Origin of the sequence: Telluribacter roseus (assembly GCF_017355915.2) — a bacterium.
In the GTDB taxonomy this organism is placed as follows: Bacteria; Bacteroidota; Bacteroidia; order Cytophagales; family Spirosomataceae; genus Telluribacter.
Genome location: NZ_JAFEUV020000006.1, coordinates 47,344 through 72,166, shown reverse-complemented (window position 1 = coordinate 72,166; position 24,823 = coordinate 47,344). Strand labels below are relative to the sequence as shown.

At 50.6% G+C, this 24,823-nt stretch carries 15 protein-coding genes; 10 read left to right on the top strand and 5 right to left on the bottom strand.

The window, feature by feature from the left end; all coding sequences use genetic code 11:
- Window positions 1–135 precede the first annotated feature (135 nt).
- Both JTN23_RS12920 and JTN23_RS12915 read left to right on the top strand, forming a co-directional pair.
- Entirely contained in the window at window positions 136–699 is a 564-nt protein-coding gene (locus JTN23_RS12920; RefSeq protein WP_247235253.1) for a type 1 glutamine amidotransferase domain-containing protein, read from the top strand.
- Window positions 700–905: 206 nt separating this feature from the next.
- Window positions 906–1,475, top strand: a complete 570-nt coding sequence (locus tag JTN23_RS12915) for a type 1 glutamine amidotransferase domain-containing protein (RefSeq protein ID WP_262918520.1) — start codon at window positions 906–908, stop codon at window positions 1,473–1,475.
- Window positions 1,476–1,537: 62 nt separating this feature from the next.
- Here JTN23_RS12915 and JTN23_RS12910 read toward each other — a convergent pair whose 3' ends face one another.
- Complete coding sequence (locus tag JTN23_RS12910; RefSeq protein ID WP_247235252.1) at window positions 1,538–3,244, bottom strand: GAF domain-containing hybrid sensor histidine kinase/response regulator; 1,707 nt, start codon at window positions 3,242–3,244, stop codon at window positions 1,538–1,540.
- Window positions 3,245–3,953: 709 nt separating this feature from the next.
- Here JTN23_RS12910 and JTN23_RS12905 point away from each other — a divergent pair.
- Window positions 3,954–4,928 (top strand): DUF4382 domain-containing protein, encoded by a 975-nt coding sequence (locus tag JTN23_RS12905; RefSeq protein ID WP_247235251.1) that lies wholly within the window; start codon window positions 3,954–3,956, stop codon window positions 4,926–4,928.
- 85 nt (window positions 4,929–5,013) lie between these two features.
- On the opposite strand, the gene JTN23_RS12900 is transcribed toward JTN23_RS12905, so the two are convergent.
- Window positions 5,014–5,481 (bottom strand): CHRD domain-containing protein, encoded by a 468-nt coding sequence (locus JTN23_RS12900; protein WP_247235250.1) that lies wholly within the window; start codon window positions 5,479–5,481, stop codon window positions 5,014–5,016.
- 234 nt (window positions 5,482–5,715) lie between these two features.
- Between JTN23_RS12900 and JTN23_RS12895 the strand changes: the two genes are divergently transcribed.
- Together JTN23_RS12895 and JTN23_RS12890 are read left to right on the top strand one after the other, a co-directional pair.
- Entirely contained in the window at window positions 5,716–8,007 is a 2,292-nt protein-coding gene (locus tag JTN23_RS12895; RefSeq protein ID WP_247235249.1) for a GH92 family glycosyl hydrolase, read from the top strand.
- 118 nt (window positions 8,008–8,125) lie between these two features.
- Window positions 8,126–8,542 carry a c-type cytochrome gene (locus JTN23_RS12890; RefSeq protein ID WP_247235248.1) on the top strand — a complete coding sequence of 139 codons (417 nt, stop codon included), beginning with the start codon at window positions 8,126–8,128 and terminating at the stop codon, window positions 8,540–8,542.
- 77 nt (window positions 8,543–8,619) lie between these two features.
- Here the strand turns inward: JTN23_RS12890 and JTN23_RS12885 are convergent, their stop codons facing one another.
- Together JTN23_RS12885 and JTN23_RS12880 are read right to left on the bottom strand one after the other, a co-directional pair.
- On the bottom strand, window positions 8,620–10,098 hold the full coding sequence (locus tag JTN23_RS12885) for a gluconokinase (protein ID WP_247235247.1): 1,479 nt from the start codon (window positions 10,096–10,098) through the stop codon (window positions 8,620–8,622).
- Window positions 10,099–10,661: 563 nt separating this feature from the next.
- Window positions 10,662–11,891, bottom strand: a complete 1,230-nt coding sequence (locus tag JTN23_RS12880) for a metallophosphoesterase family protein (protein WP_247235246.1) — start codon at window positions 11,889–11,891, stop codon at window positions 10,662–10,664.
- 166 nt (window positions 11,892–12,057) lie between these two features.
- Here JTN23_RS12880 and JTN23_RS12875 point away from each other — a divergent pair, with 166 nt between their 5' ends.
- Window positions 12,058–13,140: an endonuclease/exonuclease/phosphatase family protein gene (locus tag JTN23_RS12875; RefSeq protein WP_247235245.1), complete on the top strand. Its 1,083-nt coding sequence runs from the start codon at window positions 12,058–12,060 to the stop codon at window positions 13,138–13,140.
- A gap of 8 nt (window positions 13,141–13,148) precedes the next feature.
- On the opposite strand, the gene JTN23_RS12870 is transcribed toward JTN23_RS12875, so the two are convergent.
- Entirely contained in the window at window positions 13,149–14,753 is a 1,605-nt protein-coding gene (locus JTN23_RS12870; RefSeq protein ID WP_247235244.1) for a lectin-like domain-containing protein, read from the bottom strand.
- A 150-nt stretch (window positions 14,754–14,903) separates the two neighbouring features.
- On the opposite strand from JTN23_RS12870, the gene pgeF reads away from it, so the two are divergent.
- From pgeF to JTN23_RS12850, 4 genes are all read left to right on the top strand, one after another.
- Entirely contained in the window at window positions 14,904–15,647 is a 744-nt protein-coding gene (pgeF, locus tag JTN23_RS12865; protein ID WP_247235243.1) for a peptidoglycan editing factor PgeF, read from the top strand.
- Between the two features lie 269 nt (window positions 15,648–15,916).
- Window positions 15,917–19,186 (top strand): SusC/RagA family TonB-linked outer membrane protein, encoded by a 3,270-nt coding sequence (locus tag JTN23_RS12860; RefSeq protein WP_247235242.1) that lies wholly within the window; start codon window positions 15,917–15,919, stop codon window positions 19,184–19,186.
- Between the two features lie 103 nt (window positions 19,187–19,289).
- Window positions 19,290–21,032, top strand: coding sequence for a RagB/SusD family nutrient uptake outer membrane protein (locus JTN23_RS12855; RefSeq protein WP_247235241.1), 1,743 nt, complete (start codon window positions 19,290–19,292; stop codon window positions 21,030–21,032).
- 86 nt (window positions 21,033–21,118) lie between these two features.
- Window positions 21,119–24,679 carry a VCBS repeat-containing protein gene (locus JTN23_RS12850; RefSeq protein WP_247235240.1) on the top strand — a complete coding sequence of 1,187 codons (3,561 nt, stop codon included), beginning with the start codon at window positions 21,119–21,121 and terminating at the stop codon, window positions 24,677–24,679.
- Window positions 24,680–24,823 lie beyond the last annotated feature (144 nt).

The following is a 24,823-nucleotide window of genomic DNA, read 5'->3' as shown; positions in this document are numbered from 1 at the left end:
TTTTTTGTGAAACAACTTCACATAATGTGGACTATAACCACGGTATTACCCTCATACAGTCCTGGACAGCCATGGAATGATCTTTTACCCCATTTTACTGTACATATTTAGTTGAATTAACTAGTAAAGAGAGTCATGGAAATGAAGCTGAAAGGAAAAAGGGTAGCGATACTGGCTACTGATGGATTTGAACAAGTAGAATTGACAGACCCCAGAAAAGCTCTTGACGAACAGGGAGCCGAAACACACATTATAAGTCCTGAGAAGGGTACCATCAAAGCGTGGGACATGACCAACTGGGGCGACTCTTTCGAGGTAGACAAGTCAATCGATGAGGTAAGTGCCGACGAGTACGATGCTCTGCTGCTACCCGGAGGAGTACTTAATCCGGACCAGCTCCGTACCAACCAGAAAGCGGTACAGTTTGTCCGGGAGTTTTTCCAGTCGGGCAAGCCCGTAGCTGCTATCTGTCACGGACCTCAGCTGCTGATCGAGGCAGATGTAGTACGAGGCCGCAAACTAACCTCTTACCCGTCGGTACGTACTGACCTGCAGAATGCCGGTGCCGAATGGGTAGATGCCGAGGTAGTAACCGATCACGGATTGGTAACGAGCCGGAAACCTGATGATATTCCGGCCTTTAACCGTAAGATGGTGGAGGAGTTCCGGGAGGGCGTTCACGTGCAACAGCACGCCTGATTTGGTATATACCTAGTAGCAGGTAAAGAGGAAGAGGTAGCCCCGGGTGGGTATACCTCTTCCTCTTTCTTTTACCACCCCTATATCTGCCTGTAGCTTATTTGCTACGAAAAATATTTTAGGAACAACAGCAGTAGTTACCCACTCGCTGGTACATTTTTTATATGAAATAAGACTTTACCAGTACCTCTTAAAATCAAAAACTGATGAAAATACCAGCCAACTTAAAAGGCATACGTGTTGCCATTCTGGTTGCCGATGGGTTTGAGCAGGTAGAAATGACCGAACCCCGAAAATCACTGGATATGTGTGGAGCCACTACGCATATTATTTCCCCTAACAAAGATTCCGTCAAGGGGTGGAATCAGATTGAGTGGGGAGAGACGTTTGAAGTGAATGTACCTCTGGAACAAGCAAGAGCCTGCTACTACGATGCTCTGCTACTACCGGGGGGAGTGATGAATCCGGATACACTACGTATGAACGCCCGGGCCGTTGAGTTTGTGCGTTCTTTTTTTATACAACAGAAACCCGTTGCTGCTATTTGTCACAGCCTACAACTGCTGATTGAAGCTGATGTGGTACACGGCCGCACGCTTACCTCCTACCCGTCGCTCCGCAAAGACCTGCAAAACGCCGGCGCTCGCTGGCTTGACAAGGAAGTGGTGGTGGATCATGGGCTGGTAAGCAGCCGAATACCCGACGACATACCTGCCTTTAATCAAAAAATGATCAAGGAAATTGCCGAAGGAGTTCATTGCAGGCAACACGCTTAGAGGTACCTGTCTAACTATGAGTAACCAAAGCGGGAGCCCTTGTATAGGGGCTCCCGCTTTGGTTATACGTTACTTTCTTTTTCCTGTTCCCGGTTGAGGTACTGCGCCATTACCTGGTACAACTGCTTCACGGCGTATGGCTTGGGCAGGTACCCATTCATACCTACTTCCCGGGTAAGCCGGGCGGTTTCGGGACTGTGATCGGCGGAAAGGGCAACGATCGGCACCTCCTGATCCAGCTTTCTGATCTCGGTACTTAGTACAAATCCGCTCATCCCCGGCATCTGCAGATCCATCAGGATCAGGTCATAGGTGGATTCCCGGGCGGCTTCCAAAGCCTTCAGCGGTGAAGAAAACAGCTCAAGCCGAACCCCTTTCTTACTCAGGGAGTGGGAGATCAGCTTAAGGTTAAGCTCGCTGTCATCCACCACCATTACCTTGTAGTCAGTAAAGTCAAAGTCCGGTAGTTCATCCTCAACGGCTACTCTGCCTTTGGCTTTTCTGAAGGCTATTTCAAAGGTAAAGGTCGAGCCTTTTCCGACTTCGCTATCCACCCGGATCGAGCTACCAAACAGGCTCAGTAGTTTCTTGGTAATTGACAGCCCCAGCCCGGTACCACCGTAGTTACGGGTGATCTCGGCAGAAGCCTGCGTATACTCATTGAAGATAACCGCCAGTACCTCCGAAGACATACCAATACCGGTATCCGAAATCTGGAAATGCACGGTGACCTGGTCGCTGATAGTATCAGGAACCGCAATGAGCTTAATCTGGATCAGACCTTTCTCAGTAAACTTGATACTGTTGGATACCAGGTTGTTGATTATCTGCAGCAGACGTGTAGGATCACCCAGCAGGTAGGCAGGCAGCGTAGGATCGGATATAATCTCGATATGGTTGCCCCGCTTGCTGGCCCGATGCAGGTTCGACTGCACCACATTATTGATCAGTTCTACCAGGTTAAAGGGGATCGACTCCAGCTCCACTCTACTTGCTTCCAGTTTGCCCAAGTCCAGTATATCGTTGACCAGCGAAAGCAGGGTTTCAGCCGAGAAGCGTAGTGCCTTAAGGGGCGGCTGCTGGTCAGCCCGGGGAGTCTCTTCGATCAGCAGATTGGTATATCCTACGATTGAATGGAGCGGATTCCGGATCTCATGGCTCATCACCGACAGAAAATCACTCTTAGCCTTGTTGGCCTCTTCGGCCTTTTGCTTCGCCTCCTTCATTTCCTGAATGGCGGCTTCGAGCTGCTTCTTGATACTCCCCAGTTCCTCCGCCTTTTTGCGCAGCTCGAGCTGGTGCATCACCTGATTGGCCAGTGCCGCCAGGGCCTTCTTTTGCTGTCCGCTAAGCTCTCTGGGCTGTTGATCTATAACGCATAGCGTACCCAGTGCATAGCCCTCCGAAGTAGTAAGCGGAGCCCCCGCGTAAAAGCGCACGTAGGGGTCGCCGGTAGTAAACGGATTATCAAAGAAACGGTCGTCCGACAGGGTATCAGACACTACCATGATTTCCTGTGGGTTCAGAATGGCATGGGCACAAAAGGCATAGTCGCGGTGGGTTTCAGAAGCATCCAGCCCATGCGATGACTTAAACCACTGGCGCTCCTGATCGACTAGTGAAATGAGAGATATAGGGGTACCACATATCTCAGAAGCAATCAGGGTAATATCGTCAAAGTCCTGCTCGGGGAGGGTATCCAGGATATTATATTCCTGTAAGGCTACTAATCTATCCTGTTCATTAAAAGGTATCGAAGCTGACTTCATGCAAGCTATGGTTATTCGTATAAGTCTACCACACAATAAGTTACTTTCTCTTTCTGATGTTATAGTATGTATGCGTACTGCTGATTTGCCCTACTGTCATAACAGAGAGCCCTATTTCAATTTAGTATAGCGTACAATAACGATAAAGTGTGTGAAGAACCAAAATATTCCGCCCCAAAAAACACGTATTATTACGTATTGCATATGCAGAATTACCCTATCTAGTACAATTATGATACCAACTTGGTTACCTGCTTGCGGCTTCAGCCACTTTTCTTCGGATGATTTATTTTAAGGCTTCAATAGCTCCATCGCAAGATAGGAAAGCGTAGCATAAGATGTTGACACTCTGTATTACATCTTAAAATGTCACCATTTCTGCCTTCTACTCCCAAAGCCACTGCTCCTTTACCGCTTACTAAGTCGTCAGAGTTAACAAGCAGCTATAAATATATATTTGCAACCACACCAAACCCATAAAAATCTTATTATAAGCTACTTACACACAAATGCTAAACATTTTTACCGTTCACTCAATGAAGGCACCTGCTAAAAATATTCTGTATCACCTCCCGTTCTCTACCTGAAAGCACCAGTACAGACCAGAGTTCTTATTAATAAAATACAATTTACTAGCACATGACGAAACCTTTACCCATGACGTACCCCTACATCATGATTTATGTTCAACTCAAATCACTAATTAATTATGCTAGTTAAAAAACTCAAATGGACAGCTCTGGGATTGATCAGTGTACTGGCGATCAACGCCTGTGACATGGAGGACGACACCAATATCGACCCATCGGGTACCGGTGGTCGTCTGAAAGTAGAAATGACCGATGCCCCCATTGATGAAGCTTCGGTACAGGGCGTGTTCGTGACTGTAACGGAAGTGCGGGTAGACGGTAAGAAGTGGGAGGCCTTTCAGGGCCCCAAGACGGTGAACCTGCTGGAACTGCAGGGAGGAAAAACAGTAACCCTAACCGAAGGTGACGTATCCATGGGCTCCTTCGACAAGCTTACGCTGGTACTGGACTACGAACGCGACGCCAACGGCAACGCCCCCGGCTGCTACATCCAGCGTCAGGATGGTACCAAGAACAAACTGGTCGTATCGGGCAACGCCCGCACCGATATCGAGATCAAAGGCCCTAAAGTAGATATAGCCGAAGGACAAACCCAGACGGTAGTGATGGATTTTGATCTGAGAAAAGCCATCAAAGAACAGGGAGGCGCTTCTAAAGACTACGCCTTCGTTACTTACGGCGAGCTGCAGTCGTCGATCCGCTTCGTCAAGAAGGAAAGCACCGGCTCGATCACCGGTAAGCTCAATAACTACAATGCATCCACCAACGGGAAGGCGGTCGCTTACGTGTATACGAAAGGATCATTCAAGCAAAACACCGAAACCAGCGGACAGGGTGAAAGCCAGGTCAGGTTTAAGAATTCCGTGACCAGCACCAAAGTAAACAGTGACGGTAGCTTTACGGCCGCTTTCATTCCCGAAGGTGAGTATGAGCTGCACGTGGTTACGTACCGTCAGGAAGGTTCCGGCCAGTTGAACCTCAATACCTTTCTGGACCTGAACAGCGAAACCAACCTGAATGCGATTTCGGTAAAAGCTAACTCACAGACCAATCTGTCCCTTTCTATTAAAGGCATACTGGGAGGCATCCTCTAAGGGCCCTGTACCTGATTGGTAAATATTAAGCAAAGGGAGCAGGTTGTATATGACCTGCTCCCTTTGTTATTATTCATTCCTCGTCTTATCTGGGCACGAGTTGTCCCCTGATCACACCACCCGGGTATTCATCTGAATACGCCTCCACGTAGTACTTGCCTTTCATCAGCGCTTTTTCCTGTGCCTCGGTCAGGCGGACTTTGGTCCCTAACGGATTTGTAAAGTCCCTTCCCAGATCAACTACCAGGTTTTCTTCACCCACATAGTCGGGATCGTTGAGGATAAGATGCCAATTGACAGGTTTGAGCATATCATCCTTCAGGCGTAGCTTTAAATAGTTGGAATCCGGATCGTATACTCCTTCGGCGGTACCGCTGGTAGCAGTACCATTGTTGGAGGAGGTCGAAGTGCCGGTAGAGGTTTTAGGTTTGGAGGTCAGATCGCCTCCCGTCAGGTAAGCCAGATACAATTGCTGCGGAGTAGGTCCGTCATTCTCCTTTTCACATCCTGTTGCAACGAACAGACTGGCGATCAGAAACAGATACTTTTTCATAGATATAATCGGTTAAACAAAAACAGACACAACTACAAATAGAAATAATCAGCTTCTACCAGCTCATATACAAAAAGTTATGCCAGAAAAGTCCAGTACTGCCAGGAGCATAGGTAGTACCTAAGAATATGACAAAATTACCTACCCCCACCGTTGGCTCCGACGCTACCGCCCGGTCATTCGGATGAAAAGTGTAACTTTGTCAATCCTTTTTCGTATTTATCAGATAGTATCATGAAGAGAGTTCTCTGCAGTATTATTCTTTCTGCCTTTACCCTTACCGCCACCTTTGCCCAGACTGTCACGCAGGTAGCTGACCCTACCGAGTGGGTCAATCCGCTGATGGGTACACAGTCGAAGTTCAGCTTGTCCACTGGCAATACCTATCCGGCCATAGCCCTGCCCTGGGGCATGAACTTCTGGATGCCCCAGACGGGCAAGATGGGTGACGGCTGGGGGTATACCTACGACGCCGATAAGATCAGAGGGTTCAAGCAGACGCACCAGCCCAGCCCCTGGATCAACGACTACGGCCAGTTTTCGATCATGCCCGTAACCGGTAAGCTCAAGTTTGACGAAAACAGCCGCGCGAGCTGGTTTTCGCACAAAGCCGAAACCGTCAAGCCACACTACTACAAGGTATACCTGGCCGACTACGACGTTACAACTGAGATAACCCCCACTGAGCGGGCGGCCCAGTTCCGGATTACCTTCCCCCAAACCGACAGCGCCTACGTAGTACTGGACGCTTTTGACAAAGGCTCGTACGTAAAGGTGATTCCGGCAGAGCGCAAGATCATTGGCTACACCACCAAGAACAGCGGCGGTGTACCGGCCAACTTCAAAAACTACTTTGTACTGGTATTCGACAAGCCTTTTAACCTATCAGCTACCTGGCACGGCAAGCAACTGGCCAAGGATACACTGGAGTACAAAGCCGATCACGTAGGAGCCGTAGTAGGATTCAAGACCCGCCGGGGCGAGCAGGTTGGTATCAAGGTTGCCTCTTCGTTTATCAGCTACGACCAGGCCGAGGTGAACCTCCGCCGCGAGCTGGGTACTGATACCTTTGAAGCTACCCAGAAGAAAGGACATGCAATCTGGAAGAAAGAGCTTTCGCGCATCACTGTAGAAGGTGGTAGCCCTGAGCAGACGCGGACCTTCTACTCCTGCCTGTACCGCGTGCTGCTGTTCCCGCGGAAGTTCTATGAGCTGGATGCCCGAAATCAGATCGTACACTACAGCCCGTACAATGGTGAGGTACTTCCGGGCTATATGTTTACGGACAATGGCTTCTGGGATACCTTCCGGGCGGTGTTCCCGTTCTTTACGCTCATGTACCCTACCCTCAACGCCCAGATCATGGAGGGCCTGGTCAACACCTACAAAGAAAGCGGCTTCCTGCCCGAGTGGGCCAGCCCCGGTCACCGCGAGTCGATGATCGGCTCCAACTCGGCCTCCCTTATCGCTGACTCGTACATAAAGGGAATCCGCGGCTACGATATCAATACGCTGTATGAGGCTGTCATCAAGAATACAAAGAATGCCGGACCGGTGAGTTCGGTAGGGCGACTTGGGCATGAGTACTACAACGAACTGGGCTATGTACCCTACGACGTCAAGATCCGGGAGAACGCGGCCCGAACCCTCGAGTACGCCTACGCCGACTTCTGTATTGCCCAGCTGGCCAGGGAGCTGAAGCGCCCGCAGGCGGAGATAGACCTATATACCAAACGCGCCCAGAACTACCGCAACCTCTTTGATCCCGAAACCAAGCTCATGCGCGGCAAGAACCAGAATGGCCAGTTTCAGAAACCATTCAACCCGTTCAAGTGGGGGGATGCCTTTACCGAAGGCAACAGCTGGCACTACACCTGGTCGGTGTTTCAGGATGTACAGGGGCTGGTGGAGCTAGTGGGTGGTCGTGAAGCCTTCGTACAAAAGCTCGATACAGTATTTGCCATGCCTCCTATTTTTGACGACAGCTACTACGGTTTCCCCATCCACGAGATCCGGGAGATGCAGATCATGAACATGGGACAGTACGCCCACGGCAACCAGCCCGTACAGCACATGATCTACCTGTACAACTACGCCGGTGCTCCCGCCAAGGCCCAGTACTGGCTCCGTGAGGTGATGCAGCGCCTGTACCAGCCTACCCCCGACGGCTACTGCGGCGACGAAGACAACGGCCAGACCTCGGCCTGGTACGTGTTCTCGGCACTGGGCTTCTACCCTGTCACCCCCGGTACTACCCAGTATGTCATAGGTACTCCGCTGTTCAAAAAGGCTACTATGACGCTCGAAAACGGGAAGAAGTTTGTGGTACAGGCCCCCGCTACCAGCGACCAAAACCTGTACATCCAGAAAGCTACCCTCAACGGCAAAGCCTACACCCCTACCTACCTTGACCACTTTGACATCCTGAAAGGCGGCAACATTACCTTTGACATGGGTAGCCAGCCCAGCAGGAACTGGGGCACCAGCAAGAAGGATGTACCCTGGTCGTACACAGCCGTAAAATGATAGGCTGGAATAACAAGGAGTGGAACAGCAACCCTGTTTACTACGTTGTGAAGGTGAGTAACGTGTCAGTACCAGTCATAGTATTTGCATCAATCCAATAGCATCATTCAAGAATTATATGAAACTAGCTTTTGTAGCCCTTGCCGGAGCTCTTTTTTATTCGGCTGTACTACCCGGACAGGACGATGAACTCCAGAAGAGCATAGCCCGCGGCAAGGAGGTATATGCCGGCAACTGCGTAGCCTGCCATCAGGCCACGGGTGAAGGAGTCGAAGGTGTATTCCCCCCCCTGGCCAAGTCGGACTACCTGATGAAAACTCCCGAGAAAGCCATCCATGCCGTTAAGTTTGGTCTACAGGGAGCCATCGAGGTCAACGGTGTCGAGTACGACAACATGATGCCTGATCCGGGCCTAAGCAAGGAGCAAGTAGCCGATGTCATGAACTACATCATGAACTCCTGGGGCAACTCCTCCAATAAAAAGATGATTACCGTGAAAATGGTAGAAGCGGTAAAGCAGGAGGCAGATAAGTAAAATAGTGTACTACTATCAAATTAAAAGCGCAGGGTAGAAGCCCTGCGCTTTTAATTTATAGGTTGAGCCATGCCTCGCTAAACAGAGGTGGCTTTTTCTTTCTGTACCTGCGCCAGCATGAGTTGGGCTATCTGGTTGAAATGGTCAGATACGCCGGCATAGGCCCCATGCGCGGCCGCATCAGGCTCTACCACCTGCCCGACGGGCGTAAAGAGAGGTACTTCAGCATAGTCATTAATAATACCCAGAGCTTTGAGTCCTACCATAGCCGCTCCTACCGAGCCGGTATCTACCGTGTCATTTAGGCGGACGGGTATCCCAAATACATCGGCCAGCATCTGTACCCATATGGGGCTACGGGCAAAGCCGCCGTTGGCGTAAATGGACGTGATGCTGCGATCCTCCATCAGTACCTTGCCGATGCTGTACAGATTGAGGAGGATACCTTCCATAACCGCCCGGGCCAGATGGCTCTTGGTATGTTTGATATCCAACCCCATAAAACCACCCCGTACGGCCGAGTTCCAGAGCGGAGCCCGCTCTCCCAGCAGGTAGGGCATAAACAAGAGCCCATCCGCTCCGGGGGCTATCCGGGTGGCCGATTCAAAGAGTGTGTCGTAGCCCCATTCGGCAAACAGATTATCTTTTAACCACTGAAAAATAACGCCTCCGTTGTTGGTGGCTCCACCCACTACGTAGGTTTTTCCGTCCAGCAGGTAGCAGAAGGTCCGCATCTGCTCGTCGGTATAGGCGCTTCTGGATATCACACGAGCCGCCCCGCTGGTACCAATCGTAACCGCCATGGAGTCGGGAGTCATGGCGCCACTACCCAGGTTGGCCAGGCACCCGTCACTGGCCCCCATGATCAGGGGCGTACCGGCTGGTAGTCCGAGCCTATTCACCGCCGGCAGCTCTTCAATATGAAAAGGGGACACCGCCTGCGGGAGCTGTGCCTCGTCCAGTCCCAGGAAGTTGAGCGTCCAGTTGTCCCAGCGAAGATTCCGTATGTTGAACAAGCCCGTTGCCGACGCCAGGGAGTAGTCGGACAGGTACTTGCCGGTAAGCTTATACAGGACGTACTCTTTGATGCCTACGTACATGGCAGCCCGGGCAAACAGGTCGGGCTGGTGCTGACGCAGCCACAGCAGCTTACAGGCGGGCGTCATGGCATGAATGGGAGTACCATTGCGGTGGTACAGCAGGCGGCCATCCGACGAGTGACGCAGCGCATCCGCCAGGTCGGCACTACGATTATCCGCCCAGATAATAGATCTGGTAAGGGGCTGCCCCTGCTCATCCAGGGCTATCAGGCTATGCATGGCCGAGCTGAAGGTAATGCCTTTCAGTTCTCCGTGCTTTTTGCACATTTCGTATACAGTAGAAATGCTTTGTATTGTAGCCCTCAGCATCTCTTCCGGATCCTGCTCACTCCAGTCGTCCTGCGGATAGTAGATGGGGTACCCTACGCTATGCTGAGCCAATATATTACCATAAAGGTCAAAAGCGACAGATTTTACGTTTGTGGTTCCAATATCAGCTCCAATGATGAACGGCATTGCGTATTAATGTTAGGTATGATGGAAGGAAAGGTGGATTTAGCCCCGTGAAGTAATAGCATTGGGCCGAACCATCAAAATCCCCTTTTCCTGCCGTGCCTCCTCTGGTTGTACATTTTGTAGATCAGGCTATCCTGGCTGTGTCGAGTCCGGCGGGTAGTCACTGGCTGGTGGAACGACTTTTGCTGCATAGTCTCTATACAGCATTTGCGGCGCTGTCGGGGCAGATCTGCAATAGCAGTTCGAGTTTAATGGCAAAGGAGCTGTATCATATAGGTTTATTTATTATTTTCGCCCCCATATTCAATGCTATTCTAACTTTAATCGACTTATGACTGTAACAAATACGAAAGCCGCATCCCCTAATCTCCCAGTTTGGGCCAATATAGGCATCTATATTCTGCTATTGATCATCCTGGCTGTATTCGGTGATTTGCTGGTATTCATAATAGGCTTTATTGGAGTAACTGTTGCCTTTGCTTCTTACTACAGTGGCAGAGTATCAGAGCACGAACTGCACGACTCTGACCACACGCTTCACTAATAGTAGTAGTACTTTATCCTTAAATAGCCAGCTCAGGCAGGACATGCGTTACGTTCCAGCTGAGCTGGCCGTTTTGTATATCCACCAGCCATTCCTCTTCCATTACCCGGTTGTCATCCAGGTCGCGGTACTCGGCCACCAGCTTATTGTCTTTAAGGTGTAGCATCACAAAGCCATTGTACCCCAGACTGTGGCGGCCTATGCGCTTACGGATCCGGCGGTCGTAGTATAGGATCCGGTCCTGCTCCTGTTTGGTTCGGGGCAATTTGATCTCTACGGGCATTCCGCTATGCCCTATGCACCGGCCGAAGGCCTTGGGCCCCTTCCGGTTCTGCTCCAGGTGATATACCACCAGCCGGTGGTCGTGTCCCCAGAACCACACCAGGGGCCGGTCTGCCTCACCCAGTAGCTCACAGATCTGCTCACCCGGCTTAAAATAATCATCCCGGAAAGAAGAAATATTGGGGTGGTGGCTCATTAGTACAATTCCGCGCTTATCATTCGGATCACCGATGCGTACCACATCCCGCAGCCACTCGATCTGCTCCTTGCGGAGGTGACAATCGGGCGGTGAAATCACTTCCATAAACGGACGACCTACCGAGGTATAGCCAGTATCCAGCCCGATGATGCGCCAGTGGTCATTTTCCAGACAGAAAAAACCCGCCTGCTGGGTTTTGCGCTCCTCTCCCTGATATACGTACATAGCTGGGAGCAGATTCTGAAAGTAGGCGTCGCCGTTGGAGTACATTTCGTGGTTACCGGCCAGAGCCAGACTCCCCGACGCTCCGTAGTACCACGAGGCATGCGGAGCGGTGAAGTTTTCCTCTACCTCCTTGGGGGTACCTACAAAGTATATATCTCCCAGATGTATCGTATAATCAGGGGCATAACGTGCCACCAGATGTGCCACGGCATCAGACTCGTCCGTATCACTGCCCCAGTCGCTCATCAGAGCCAGGGTAATGGCCTCGCGCGATGGAATGGAAGACTGCAACCTATACACACCAGAGTCACCGAAGCGGGGATAGGCCTGGTACGGATGCCGGGGGCCAAACCGGCTACGCAGGTAGTGGTAGGTAAAGCCAATAATATTTGTCTTAAAGAATTCAGAGAGAACTCTGGTGACTACGGTAGTACGTTCGACATGTTCCTCATATTGCTTCTGTTGAGCCCTGGCGTGGTTTTCGGCTTCTGAGTGTCCGAGGTCCAGGTACTTCTCCGCTTTCTGTTCGGAAGTTTCGGGCATAGCTAACGGTTTGGTAGAAACTAAAATTTAATAAGCAAATCGCGCCCGATTTTGTTTTAAGTATAGCTAAAGCAAAAACAGCCTCCTGGCTCTGTGGCACGGTCCTTTTGGTAATGGTTGCACCTGGTTTCCTATTAAACATCATTCAAAAAAGCTCATTACTCCCATGATAGGTTTGTATACCGTGTATGCTATTGGCACATTTATGCTGATTGCTTCACTGCTTCCTCTGATTCGAGCCGATTATTGGATTTTCAGAGTTTTCGAGTACCCCCGTATCCAGAAATGGATCATAGTCGCACTCGTCATAGTTATTTATATTATCATTGATGATTTTACGTATTGGTATGAATGGGCGTTTGGCGGGGCACTCCTGCTCAACCTGGGGCACCTAAGCTACCAGATCCTCCCCTTCCTGCCTTTCTCGAACATCCAGTTGCTCAACGCCAGTACGTTCAATAAGGACCGGACCATCGGGATCATGATCGCCAATGTATACCAGTACAATAAACTATTCGACCGGTTGCATAAGCTCATTAAATCCTGTAACCCGGATGTACTGGTGCTGTCCGAAACGGATACGGCCTGGGCAGAAGCCATGTCAACCCTGCGCGACAGCTACCCTTACCGGGTCGAGGAACCGCTTGACAATACGTACGGACTAATGGTTTTTTCACGCTACGAACTGCAGGATAGCACTATAAACTACCTGGTCGAAGACGACGTACCTTCCATATTTACTAAAGTCAAACTGCCCTCGGGCGAGCTCCTGCAGCTCTACTGCGTACACCCCACGCCCCCCGTACCGCAGGAAAATCCGCGTTCGACGGAGCGTGACAAAGAAATACTGATCGTAGCCAAGCTGGCCAAGGCATCGCCCCACCCGGTAATCGTGGCCGGTGACCTCAACGACGTGGCCTGGAGCTATACGACGGGGCTATTCCAGCGGATCAGCGGACTGCTGGACCCTCGGCGCGGGCGTGGCTTCTTTAATACATTCCATGCCAGGTACCCTTTTATCCGTTTTCCGCTCGATCACATTTTTTGTTCCCGTGATTTCAGGCTCATCGATATCAAGCGTCTGCCCTACTTTGGATCGGATCACTTCCCGATGTGGGTACAGCTCGAATACGAACCCGAGGGTACTCACCAGCAGGAGAAGCCCATGCCTGATGAGGAGGACCTGGAGATAGCGGATGAAAAGCTCCGGGAAGAAACCCGTGACGAAAAGCAGAGGAAGGAAGAGTAGCCGGACTGCTACCTGATGATCCACACGATCCCCCGCTCGGTATGGTAGGGGTCATGCCTATGGCCCAATAGTCGGTACTGAGCCCTCCAGGCATAGGCCCCCGGAGGACAAAGCCTGCCTTTGTAGTACCCGTCCCAACCTGCTGCCATATCCTGGCTGTGGTAGATCACGCTGCCCCAGCGGTCGTAAATGGTCCACCACAGCTCCAGGGGTCGGCTCGAGCCAATCCTGAGTACGTCATTCTGCCCGTCGGCATTGGGCGAAAAGGCACTCGGCACCCATACCGACAGGTAGCAGTCGTCCTTTACGATGAAGGTCTCCCTGAACTTACAGCCCGACTCAGTAGTAGTAATGAGCTCATACGTACCCGGATCATTTACCCAGACACTGGGATCGGTCTGGGCGGAGTGGGACCAGTAGTATTCGCTGACTTCACGCGCTGATGAAGCCGACAGTGATAAAGGCTGATCGGTATAGCAGTAGTTTTGGATAATGGGGAGTGCTCTTACATCCGCTTCCGACTGGAACACCACTTCTACCGAATCCTTCGCCTCACAGGCACCGGCACTGACCGTCAGCACATACAGGCCGCTGGTATCCGTAGTGAGGCTGGGCTGGGTACTACCGGTAGACCAGCGGTAGTCAAGGCTCAGGCTGGTAGCCGACACCACGGGAGCCAGCGTAGTACTTCCCCTGTTACATAGTACCCGATCAGTACCCAGCTCTACCGTGAAGGGAGCTGCCACCTTTACAAACACCGTCTCCCGGACGGGTCGGTTACAGCGGTCCAGGTACTCCACCGTAAATACCTGATCTTTGGTCGGGCGAGCCACCGGGCTCTGGGAAGTAGGGTTATCCAGTAGTGCGGCCGGGCTCCACTTGTACACCCCATTGGAAGAGCTGCGCGCCAGGAGCTGGACGGGCTCACCCTTACATCCCCTGTACTGGTCTTTCACCACGATATCCCTGCTCAGACATACTACCTGGTTGTTACTCAGCTGCCCGGTACCTCCCGTAAACCCCCACCATACCCTACTCTGCCTCCCAAATATGCTTTGCATATCCACCTGGGCACTCAGCCGCTTTTCGCAGTCGAAGTACACATCTAGCGTCCGTTGTGAAGCCGTCCATACCACCCTCACCAGGTGATCTTTTCCATCCTCGATGTTGCGGCTGGTTCGCGAAGCCCGTACGGGCCCCGCCAGGTTATGAGGGCTACTATGGTTAATGTTGCCGTCGCGTAGTACGGCTATATGATCATAGCCCGGATCGTTACTTTCTCTCCGGTTTTCGTGGGTATCAAATTCGATCCCAAGGGAAGGTTTGAAATCTTCGAAGCCAAGGCCGTGCCCCCTCGTACCCAGGGCATTGTTGCCGCGCGTCTGCATAACAAATACCATACCATCTGCTCCGTCAGTATCATTATTCCCGAAGTTCATGGTAAATTCGATATCGAATGAAGCCGTGATATCAAGGGTATCGCTGTACCAGACCGCCCCGCTTTGCCAGCCTTTATCTTCGGTCAGCCGGTAACAGTCACCTCCGATGGCTGTTGTAGAGCCAAGCAGGTTATATTGCGCATGCAGTGGGCCGCCCGCACAGCAAAGCCACATAGTTACAATCAAACATACACGTAGCAACATGTATTAATCAGTAAGGATGGTGAGGATTGTGGTGTACTACCGGTGATCTTTACTACTCCTGCTTTTTCTGACAGAATCAATAAAATACGTATGACTTACACTACTTTATCATCAAAACCCATGTTTCGCAGCCCTGCGCTGTTCGAGCAGTTTCCAGATGTGATTGCCGCTGAGAGCACCCGTCACGGCGGCGTAAGCCCAACTCCTTTTTTCTCCCTCAACCTCGGTCAGTCTACTGGTGATTCGGCCACCCATATCGAAGAGAACCGGCGGCGGTTCTGGCAGGCACTTGGTGTTTCGGCCAGTCAGGTAGCCAAGTCGCACCAGGTTCATGGCTCCGATATTCTTACGGTTACGCAACCCGGACACTATGATGGATACGACGCACTTGTCACCAATCGAGCAAACATCGTGCTAACTGTGACCATTGCAGATTGTACACCAGTACTTTTGTACGATCCGGTACAGCGGGCCGTGGCGGCCATCCATGCCGGCTGGCGTGGCACTGTACAGCAGATTACAGCAAAGGCCCTGATGAAAATGCAGGATGAATATGGTACCGATCCGGCCGACTGCTATGCGTACATTGGTACTTGTATTGACGAATGCTCCTTTGAAGTGGGGGAAGATGTAGCCGGGCACTTTGCGGAAGAGCACAAGCGCTATGACAATGGGTTACAAAAGTACTTTGTGGATCTGAAAGCGACCAACCTGGCCCAGCTTCGGGACGCCGGAATCCCTGAAGATCAGGTAGAAGTTTCCCCCTATTCAACGGTACTGCACAACGAGGATTACTTTTCTTACCGGCTCGAGAAAGGCCAGACGGGGCGGTTGCTTGCAGCCATTGCTATTTGTAACCGATAAACACATAATAGCAAATTAGCTCATTTTCTCTGTATTAGCTCTTTTTGGACTATCTGATTTAAAATTTTCATTTTTCTTTTAGCCTTTTTTGGACTTTATTACCTAAAAATTTACTTATTTTGTTCAGTAGAATAAGTTATTCTACATCTTAGTAGTGTAGTTCGGAAAACTGCCCTATTCATCCATAGTTAGTTAGCAGCCTGCTTTGGATAGTCTGGAAGTACTTCTTCGAATTACGATTTAATTCACTTAACCAATCAATCTTTTTTATGAAAACAAAAATCTACTGGTTGTTACGTAGTACCCTTTTGGTACTGCTTATTACAGTAGCTTTTCAGGACTTGGCAGTAGCCCAGTCCCGCAGAGTTACGGGTAAGGTAGTGGGTGCGAGTGACGGTCAAGGCGTACCAGGCGCCACAATTGTGCTTAGAGGTACTCAGACGGGTACCACGACGGATGGCGAGGGTAACTTCGCTATTAATGTAAACTCCGCTAATGATGTACTCGTAGTGAGCTTCGTAGGTTACAGGACTCAGGAAGTACCTGTAGGTAATCAGAGCAACATTAGCGTTACACTGCAGGATGATGTTTCGAACCTGGAAGAGGTAATCGTTACAGGTTATACCATTGACAGCCGCCGCGAAACAACCGGTTCGGTATCTACCGTTAGTCCTAAGGACCTGACCGTAGTACCTTCAGGTAACGTGGAGCAGCAGCTACAGGGACGCGTAGCGGGTGTAACCGTTATTACGAACGGACAGCCCGGTACTGCCAGCCAGGTACGTGTGCGTGGTTTTGGTGCTTTCGGTGGTAACGCCCCTCTGTACATTGTGGACGGGGTACCTGTAGGTAACACTGAATTCCTTAACCCTGACGATATCGAGTCAACTACTGTACTGAAAGATGCTGCTGCTGCTTCTATCTACGGTGCCCGCGCTGCTAACGGTGTAATTGTATATACTACCAAGAAAGGTAGCAAGAATGCCAAGAAACTGACTGTATCATACGACGGTATGTACGGTGTAACTGATCCGGGAAGAGGTCAGCGCATGCTGAACCCTACTGACTTTGCTGAGTGGACCTGGCAGGCTGAGCGTAATGCTGCTATGCAGGAAGGAAGAGCTCCTGTTTTCAACCACCCTCAGTTTGGATCAGGCCCTAACCCAGTAATCCCGGAGTACCTGCGTGTAGGTAACCTATCGGGTGCCGCTATCGCTGCACAGGGTTATCAGGTAAACCTGGAAGCTGAAAGAGCTAAGTATAATGTTGATCCAAGAGCTGGTGCGGTTTATCAGGTTATCAGAGCGAACCGTGAGGGTACTGACTGGTATGATGCCATCACCCGCGCAGCTCCTCTCCAGCGTCATACACTGGGCTTCTCCGGAGGTGGTGATAACAGCCGCTTCTACTTCGGCCTGGGTGCTCAGGATCAGCAGGGTATCCTTCTTTACAACAGCTTCAAGCGTTACTCGTTCCGTGCTAACTCAGAGTTCAACATCCTTAAGAACCTGCGCTTTGGTGAGAATATCCAGCTGACTTACCGTCAGGTACTTGGACAAGGTGGTGGTAACGGTGGTGCTGGTGTAGCTGCTGATGAGAACAGCATCCTGGGTGCTTTCCGTATGGCTTCTATCATTCCTGTATACGATGAGTTCGGTGGTTTTGCGGGTACAGTAGCCTCCGGCTTCAATAACCCACGTAACCCCGTAGCTGAGCGCGAAGGTCTCCGTAACAACCGTGGCTTTGGTACCAACGCCATTGGTAATATCTATTTGGAATTCGATCCAATCCCTGGCTTGACACTACGTACCAACCTGGCTGGTAACTACGGTAATAACTACTTCTGGGGCTACAGCCGCCGTTCGTATGAAAACTCTGAGAACAACTCAGCATTTGGATACAACGAAGGTGCCGGCCAGTCTTTCGGCTGGACTTTCACCAACACAGCTAACTACAAGAAGCAGTTCGGAGTACACCAACTGGATGTTCTGGCAGGTCAGGAAGCCCTGAATACCGGCTATGGACGTAACATGAGTGGTAACGGTTTGAATCCCTTCTCGCAGGATGTTGACTACGTAACGCTGACTACCCTGGCCGCTGCCGGAAGACAAGTAAACAGTAACCTGTTCAGAGGTGTAAACTTCTTCTCCCTGTTCAGCCGTGTGAACTACATCTACAACGACAAGTACATCCTGACCGGGGTGATCCGTCGTGATGGTTCGTCACGCTTTGGTGCCAACAACCGCTACGGGGTATTCCCGGCGTTCTCGGCTGCCTGGCGTCTGTCATCAGAGGAGTTCATGAAGCCTCTGACCTGGATCACGGATCTGAAAATCCGTGGTGGATACGGTACTATGGGTAACTCTAACAACGTAGACCCCAACAACCAGTACAGCCTCTACGGTACCAGCCTGGGTGAGTCGGTATACGATATCAGCGGTACTAACAGCAGCGTTGCTGAAGGTTTCTATCGTACCCGTATTGGTAACCCCAATGCCAAGTGGGAGACCTCTGTTACTAAGAACATCGGTATCGACGGTACCTTCCTGAATGGTAGACTGGACGTAATCCTTGACCTGTGGCAAAAAGATACCCGTGACCTGCTAGTTGAGGTACCTGTAACACAGACAGCCGGCTGGCGTGCTGCGGTTCCTTCGGTTAACATCGGTGAAATGATGAACCGCGGTATTGACCTGCAGATTGCTACCCGTGGTAGAATCAGCAACGATTTCGGTTATGATCTGAACCTTACCTTTGCTACACTTCAGAACAAAATCGTAGAGGTAGCACCGGGTCTGGATTATCTATTGACTGTTAACCCGGGCTTCCGCGGTATCTTCCCAATCCGTAACCAGAGAGGTTATTCTCTGTCATCGTTCTACGGATATAAGGTACTGGGTCTGTTCCAGAATGCTGAAGAAGTTCGCAATGCTCCTACTCAGGAAGGTGCTGCTCCGGGTCGTTTCCGTTACGCTGATATCAACGGTGATGGTAAGATCGATGTTAATGACCGTACTTACCTGGGTAGCCCTGTTCCTAAGTTCACTGGTGGTCTGAACTTCACACTGACCTACAAGAACTTCGACCTGAACACCTACCTGTACACGTCACTTGGCAACAAGATCTTCAACGTGTCTAAGCTGTTCACCGACTTCTACCCAACTTTTGCCGGTGCTGCTATCAGCGAGCGCGTGAAGGATTCATGGACACCACAGAACACAAATACTGATCAGCCAATCTTCGAGAAGGCTTCTAACTTCAGTACCAACGCTCAGGCTAACTCGTGGTATGTAGAGGACGGATCATACGTGCGTCTGCAGAACATCTCACTGGGTTATACCCTGCCAGGCGACCTGCTGAGCAGAGCTCGCATGCAGAGACTGCGTGTATTCGTATCAACCAACAACGTATTCACAATTACTAAGTACAAGGGTCTGGATCCATCAGTAGGTGGTAACGCTGATACTAACTTCGGTATTGACGTAGGAAACTACCCAATCACAAGAAGCGTAACGGCTGGTATCAACCTGAGCTTCTAATACCCCTTCGTGAGGAGCAGAAAATTCCTTTACAAATTGCTGCTCCTCACAAAATACACTAACGATATAATCGTTTTAGGACAAAAATTCTTGATATTATACTATGAGAAAATTAATAAAGAAGGGAGCTGTAGCAACTACCATGTCGCTCATGCTTCTTGCAGTATCATGTAATGAGGATTTCCTTGTTATCCGACCTACCGGTACGCTGTCTCAGGCTCAGCTAGCCAGTAAGAATGGACTCGAAGGAGCTTTGATCTCGGCTTATGCCCAGCTTAATGGTCGCGCTGCCCGTATGGCTAGTGCCAACAACTGGGTGTGGGGATCTATCCGCGGTGGTGACTCCAACAAAGGAACTGACCCCGGTGACTTCTCCGACATCAACCCTATCCAGCGCTACGAGTACCAGACTACTCAGGGTGTAATCGCTGAGGCCTGGGGTGGATTCTACGAAGGGGTAGCTCGTGCTAATAACGTGCTTAACCTGCTGACCATGGCAGGTACCGATGTAACAGACGCAGAAAAGCAACGTATCGGTGCAGAGGCTCGCTTCCTGCGTGCTCACTACTACTTCGAACTACGTCGTAACTTCCTGAACGTACCTTACGTTGATGAGACCGTGGATGTGGGATCAGGTATTGAGAAGGTAAAGAACGACAAGGAGATATGGCCAATGATCGAAGCAGATATGAAGCATGCCTTCGATAACCTGCCTGAAAGACAGGGAGCCGTAGGTCGTGCCAACAAGTGGGCTGCTGCTGCATACCTGGGTAAGATTTACCTGTATCAGAATAAGTTTGCCGAAGCTAAGGCTATGTTCGATCAGGTAATTGCCAATGGTATGACCTCTGATGGCAAGAAGTACGCGCTGGTACCTCGTTACGCTGATATTTTCAGAGCAACTAACGATAATAACGCTGAGTCAGTATTTGCGATCCAGGCGGCTGCTAACACCGGTAGCGTAAACAACGCTAACCCACAGTTTGACCTGAACTATCCTTACAACACAGGACCTAACGGACCTGCCGGATGTTGTGGATTTAATCAGCCTAGCTTTGAGCTGGTAAACTCGTTCCGTACTACTGCTAACGGTCTGCCTTTGCTTGATGAGTCGTACCGTCAGCCAGCCAATGAGCTGAAAACGGATATGGGTGTAGCTGCCGATGCTGCTTTCACACCAGACACCAAGCCGGTTGACCCTCGTCTTGACCACGCAGTAGGCCGTCGTGGTATCCCTTACCTGGATTGGCAGGATTTCCCAGGTATCGCCTGGATTCGTAACCAGCCTAACGGTGGTCCTTATGCTCCTAAGAAGTTCATCTACTACCGTTCGGACGTAGGTTCTCTACAGGATAACAGCTCATGGACTCCTGCTTATACCGCGCTTAACGTAACTATCATTCGTTTTGCTGACGTATTGCTGATGGCTGCTGAGGCCGAAATCGAAGCGGGTAGTCTGACTAAGGCTATGGAATACACTAACATGGTACGTGCCCGTGCAGCTAACCCGGCTGGTTTCGTAATGAAGAATGGTGCACCTGCTGCTAATTATGTGATTAGTCCATATCCTGCTTCACAGTTTGCTACCAAAGAAAGTGCTCGTCAGGCCGTACGTTTTGAGCGTAAGCTTGAACTTTCGGATGAAGGTCACCGCTTCTATGACCTGGTACGCTGGGGTATCGCAGCGCCTTACCTGAACGGTTACCTGGCTTACGAAAGCAAGTACCTGACAACTGCTTTGGGTGGTGCAAAATTCACTCCTAACCAGGATGAGTACCTCCCAATCCCTCAGGCTCAGATTGACCTTCTAGGTGCTGATATTCTGAAGCAAAACCCAGGTTTTTAATCAATAATTTCCTGATTAATCTAACGTTTTAAAAGAGATGGTATTAATTTACCATCTCTTTTTCATTACCCTTACTTGAATGAGTTATGTGCAGGCTCACCCCCTATCTGTTATTAATTACAGGACTACTTTTTGCTTCGTGTAAGAATAACGACACGCTGTTTACCTCTTTATCTCCAGACGACACCGGTATCCGTTTTGCCAACCGCATAACCGAAAACGATACCATGAATATTCTTGCTTTTGAGTACGTCTACAACGGTGGCGGAGTTGCTCTGGGCGATTTCAATAATGATAGCCTGACGGACGTCTACTTTACCGGTAATACCACCAGCAACAAACTATACCTGAACAAAGGAGATTTTAAATTTGAAGATATTACGGACAAAGCCGGAGTAAGTGCCGACAAGCGGTGGTCGTCGGGGGTAGCCCTCATTGACATCAACAACGACGGCCTGCTCGATATATACGTCTGTGCAACGGCTAAGAAAGGTGCTCAGGAACGCGCCAATATGCTGTATGTTAATCAGGGGGCTGGCACCGACGGGGTACCTGTATTCAAGGATATGGCCCGGGAGTACGGGGTAGCCGATACCAGCCACACGACTACGGCAGCCTTCTTCGACTACGACAACGACGGAGATGCGGACCTGTTTCTGGTGGTCAACGAAATGGACGACCGCAACTTCCCCAACAAGTACCACGAGAAGATCCGGGATGGCTCCTCCAAGCGCACCGACCGCCTCTATCGCAATGATTGGGACGAAGCCCTTGGCCATCCGGTATTTACTAATGTATCCAAAGAAGCAGGTATACTTATAGAGGGTTACGGACTAGGTGTCAACATCACCGACATCAACCAGGATGGCTGGAAGGACATCTACGTGACCAACGACTACCTCACCAACGACCTGCTGTATATCAACAACGGCAACGGAACCTTTACGGATCAGGCGGCTGCTTACTTTAAGCACACTTCCCACTCCGCCATGGGTAACGACATCAGCGACATCAACAACGATGGATTGGTGGATGTGATAGCGCTGGACATGATGCCAGCGACCAACTACCGCAAAAAAATGATGACTCCGGCGGGTAGCTACGTTACCTACCAGAACAACGAGCGATTTGGCTACCAGCACCAGTATGCGCGCAACACCCTACAGCTCAACCAAGGGATTGATCCCACTAGTGGACATCCGGTTTTCAGCGATATAAGCTTACTATCGGGTGTGGCCGAGACGGATTGGAGCTGGGCTCCCATGGTCACCGACTTCGACAACGACGGCAAGCGGGATATGATCGTTACCAATGGCTTCCCCCGTGATATTACTGATCTTGACTTTATCGCTTATCGGGGGGAAGTATCGAGCCTGATGTCCAGGATGGAAATGCTCCAGTACATCCCGTCGGTTAAGCTCAAAAACTTTGCTTTTCATAACAAGGGGAATCTGCAGTTTGAGGATGTGACGGATCAGTGGGGGATCAAAGAGCCCAGCTTCTCCAACGGAGCCGCCTACGCCGACCTGGATAATGACGGCGACCTGGACTACATCGTTAATAACATCAATGACTCGGCCTCTGTATACCGGAATAACCTGGTGCAGCAAAAGCCGGAAGAAAGTAACTACCTGCGGGTAAAACTGAATGGCAGCAAGACCAACCCCATGGGCCTGGGAGCCTGGATTGAAATCCAGTATCAGGGCGGACAGAAGCAGGTATATGACCATACTCCCTACCGTGGGTACCTTTCGACGGTGGAGCAGGTAGCTCACTTCGGACTGGGTAAGGTACAGCAGGTGGATCAGTTGAAAATAGTATGGCAGGGAGGCAAAACCCAGATTCTAAAAAATGTAAAGGCCAATCAGGTACTGACACTTGACGAAAAAAATGCCACTATGGACACCAATCAGTCTATAGCGGCGGGTACATCCCCTCCGGCACTTTTTAATGATATCACTAATACGCTCAACGTAGGTTATAAGCACGAAGAAATGGATGTGATCGACTTCAACGTGCAGAAGCTGCTCCCGCATAAGCTTTCACAGTTTGGTCCGGCGCTGGCCGTAGGCGATGTCAATGGCGATGGTCTGGATGATATCTTTGTGGGAGGATCGTACCAGCACAAGGGGCGCTTCATGATCCAGAATACTGCTGGTCAGTTTGCAGTAAAAGATTTACTACCGGGTACTGATGGTATCGAGAAGATATCCGAAGATATGGGCGTACTACTCTTTGACGTGGAGAATGACGGGGATCTGGACCTGTACATTGTCAGCGGTAGCTACGAGCATCAGGCCAACTCCCCTGCCCTGCTCGACCGGTTGTACCTCAACGACGGTAAGGGCAACTTCCAGTTGGCTAACCAGGCTCTACCACAGTTCATGAGCAGTGGCTCCTGCGTCAAAGCGGCCGACTTTGACCGGGATGGTGACCTGGATCTGTTTGTGGGCGGCCGGCTAGAACCCGGTGCCTATCCCAAACCGGTATCCAGCTATATCCTCCGCAATGATTCATCCAAAGGCCAGGTTAAATTCACCGACGTTACCTCGCAGGTAGCCCAGAATCTGAACGGAATCGGGCTGATCTGTGACGCGCTGTGGACCGACTACGACAACGACGGCTGGGTAGATCTGCTGCTGGCGGGTGAATGGATGCCGCTCACTTTCCTGAAAAACACCAACGGCAAGCTTCAGCCCGCTACCAGTGGTCTGGAGTCGTATAAGGGCTGGTGGAACAGCCTCACCGCCGGAGACTTTGATAACGATGGCGATATCGACTACATAGCCGGTAACCTGGGTACCAATACCCTCAACCGTGCTAGTGACCGTCAGCCGATCAGTATGTACGCCAAGGACTTCAACAACGACGGGTTCTTTGACGCCATTCCGACGGTATACTACAAGGCTCAGGATGATACCTATAAGGAATTTACGTACAATACCCGTGATGAACTGGGTAAGCAGATAATCCAGGCCCGCCAGCGCTTCCAGGAGTACGCTAAATTTTCGCAGGCAACCATCAACGACATCCTGAAACCCGAAGAGCTAAAAGATGCTCTGGTACTGAGAGCTAACTGGATGAAGAGCAGCTACCTGGAAAACCAGGGCAATGGTACGTTCAAGATCACCGAACTACCTATACAGGCTCAGGTTGCGCCACTATACGGTATGGTGGCCGAAGACGTGGATCAGGATGGTAACCTGGACGTGGTACTAACGGGTAATAACTACGGCTCCGAAACGGTCGTTGGCCGGTACGATGCCTTCTATGGCCTGGTACTCAAAGGAGACGGCAAGGGTAACTTCCAGCCGCTCCTCCCCCAGCAGAGTGGCTTTTGCGTTCGGGGTGACGCCAAAGGAGCAGTACGACTAGCCAATGCCAAAGGACAGCTCATGATTACGGCCTCCCAGAACCGTGACCAGCTGAAATTCTTCACGGGTAGCCAACCAGTAAAACGTATTACACTGGCTCCACAGGAAACTACGGCGCTACTGCGTCTGAAGAATGGACAAACCCGGCGGGAAGAAATAGGCTACGGCTCTTCGTTCCTGTCCCAGTCGTCCCACTCACTCTTACTAAGTAAAGACGTAGTGAGTGTAGAAGTCATAGACCAAAAGGGAAATAAACGCAAAGTAGATTTGTAGATAACATAGGGAGCTAATAGCTCCCTATGTTGCTTTAGGCAATAGGCTCTATGACTTAGGCTGCCACTATAGGCCGTTGGAACATTGGCTTCGGCAGAGTTAGCTTCGATAAATTGATAGACAACTTTCCTCCTTCCTCCCCTC

Bases quoted from the DNA above. Each gene is read 5' to 3' on its own strand.
- JTN23_RS12885 (WP_247235247.1), bottom strand. From the start codon at position 10,098: ATGCCGTTCATCATTGGAGCTGATATTGGAACCACAAACGTAAAATCT.
- JTN23_RS12910 (WP_247235252.1), bottom strand. From the start codon at position 3,244: ATGAAGTCAGCTTCGATACCTTTTAATGAACAGGATAGATTAGTAGCC.
- JTN23_RS12905 (WP_247235251.1), top strand. From the start codon at position 3,954: ATGCTAGTTAAAAAACTCAAATGGACAGCTCTGGGATTGATCAGTGTA.
- JTN23_RS12870 (WP_247235244.1), bottom strand. From the start codon at position 14,753: ATGTGGCTTTGCTGTGCGGGCGGCCCACTGCATGCGCAATATAACCTG.
- pgeF (WP_247235243.1), top strand. From the start codon at position 14,904: ATGTTTCGCAGCCCTGCGCTGTTCGAGCAGTTTCCAGATGTGATTGCC.
- JTN23_RS12850 (WP_247235240.1), top strand. From the start codon at position 21,119: ATGTGCAGGCTCACCCCCTATCTGTTATTAATTACAGGACTACTTTTT.
- JTN23_RS12920 (WP_247235253.1), top strand. From the start codon at position 136: ATGGAAATGAAGCTGAAAGGAAAAAGGGTAGCGATACTGGCTACTGAT.
- JTN23_RS12880 (WP_247235246.1), bottom strand. From the start codon at position 11,891: ATGCCCGAAACTTCCGAACAGAAAGCGGAGAAGTACCTGGACCTCGGA.
- JTN23_RS12915 (WP_262918520.1), top strand. From the start codon at position 906: ATGAAAATACCAGCCAACTTAAAAGGCATACGTGTTGCCATTCTGGTT.
- JTN23_RS12890 (WP_247235248.1), top strand. From the start codon at position 8,126: ATGAAACTAGCTTTTGTAGCCCTTGCCGGAGCTCTTTTTTATTCGGCT.
- JTN23_RS12875 (WP_247235245.1), top strand. From the start codon at position 12,058: ATGATAGGTTTGTATACCGTGTATGCTATTGGCACATTTATGCTGATT.
- JTN23_RS12900 (WP_247235250.1), bottom strand. From the start codon at position 5,481: ATGAAAAAGTATCTGTTTCTGATCGCCAGTCTGTTCGTTGCAACAGGA.
- JTN23_RS12860 (WP_247235242.1), top strand. From the start codon at position 15,917: ATGAAAACAAAAATCTACTGGTTGTTACGTAGTACCCTTTTGGTACTG.
- JTN23_RS12855 (WP_247235241.1), top strand. From the start codon at position 19,290: ATGAGAAAATTAATAAAGAAGGGAGCTGTAGCAACTACCATGTCGCTC.
- JTN23_RS12895 (WP_247235249.1), top strand. From the start codon at position 5,716: ATGAAGAGAGTTCTCTGCAGTATTATTCTTTCTGCCTTTACCCTTACC.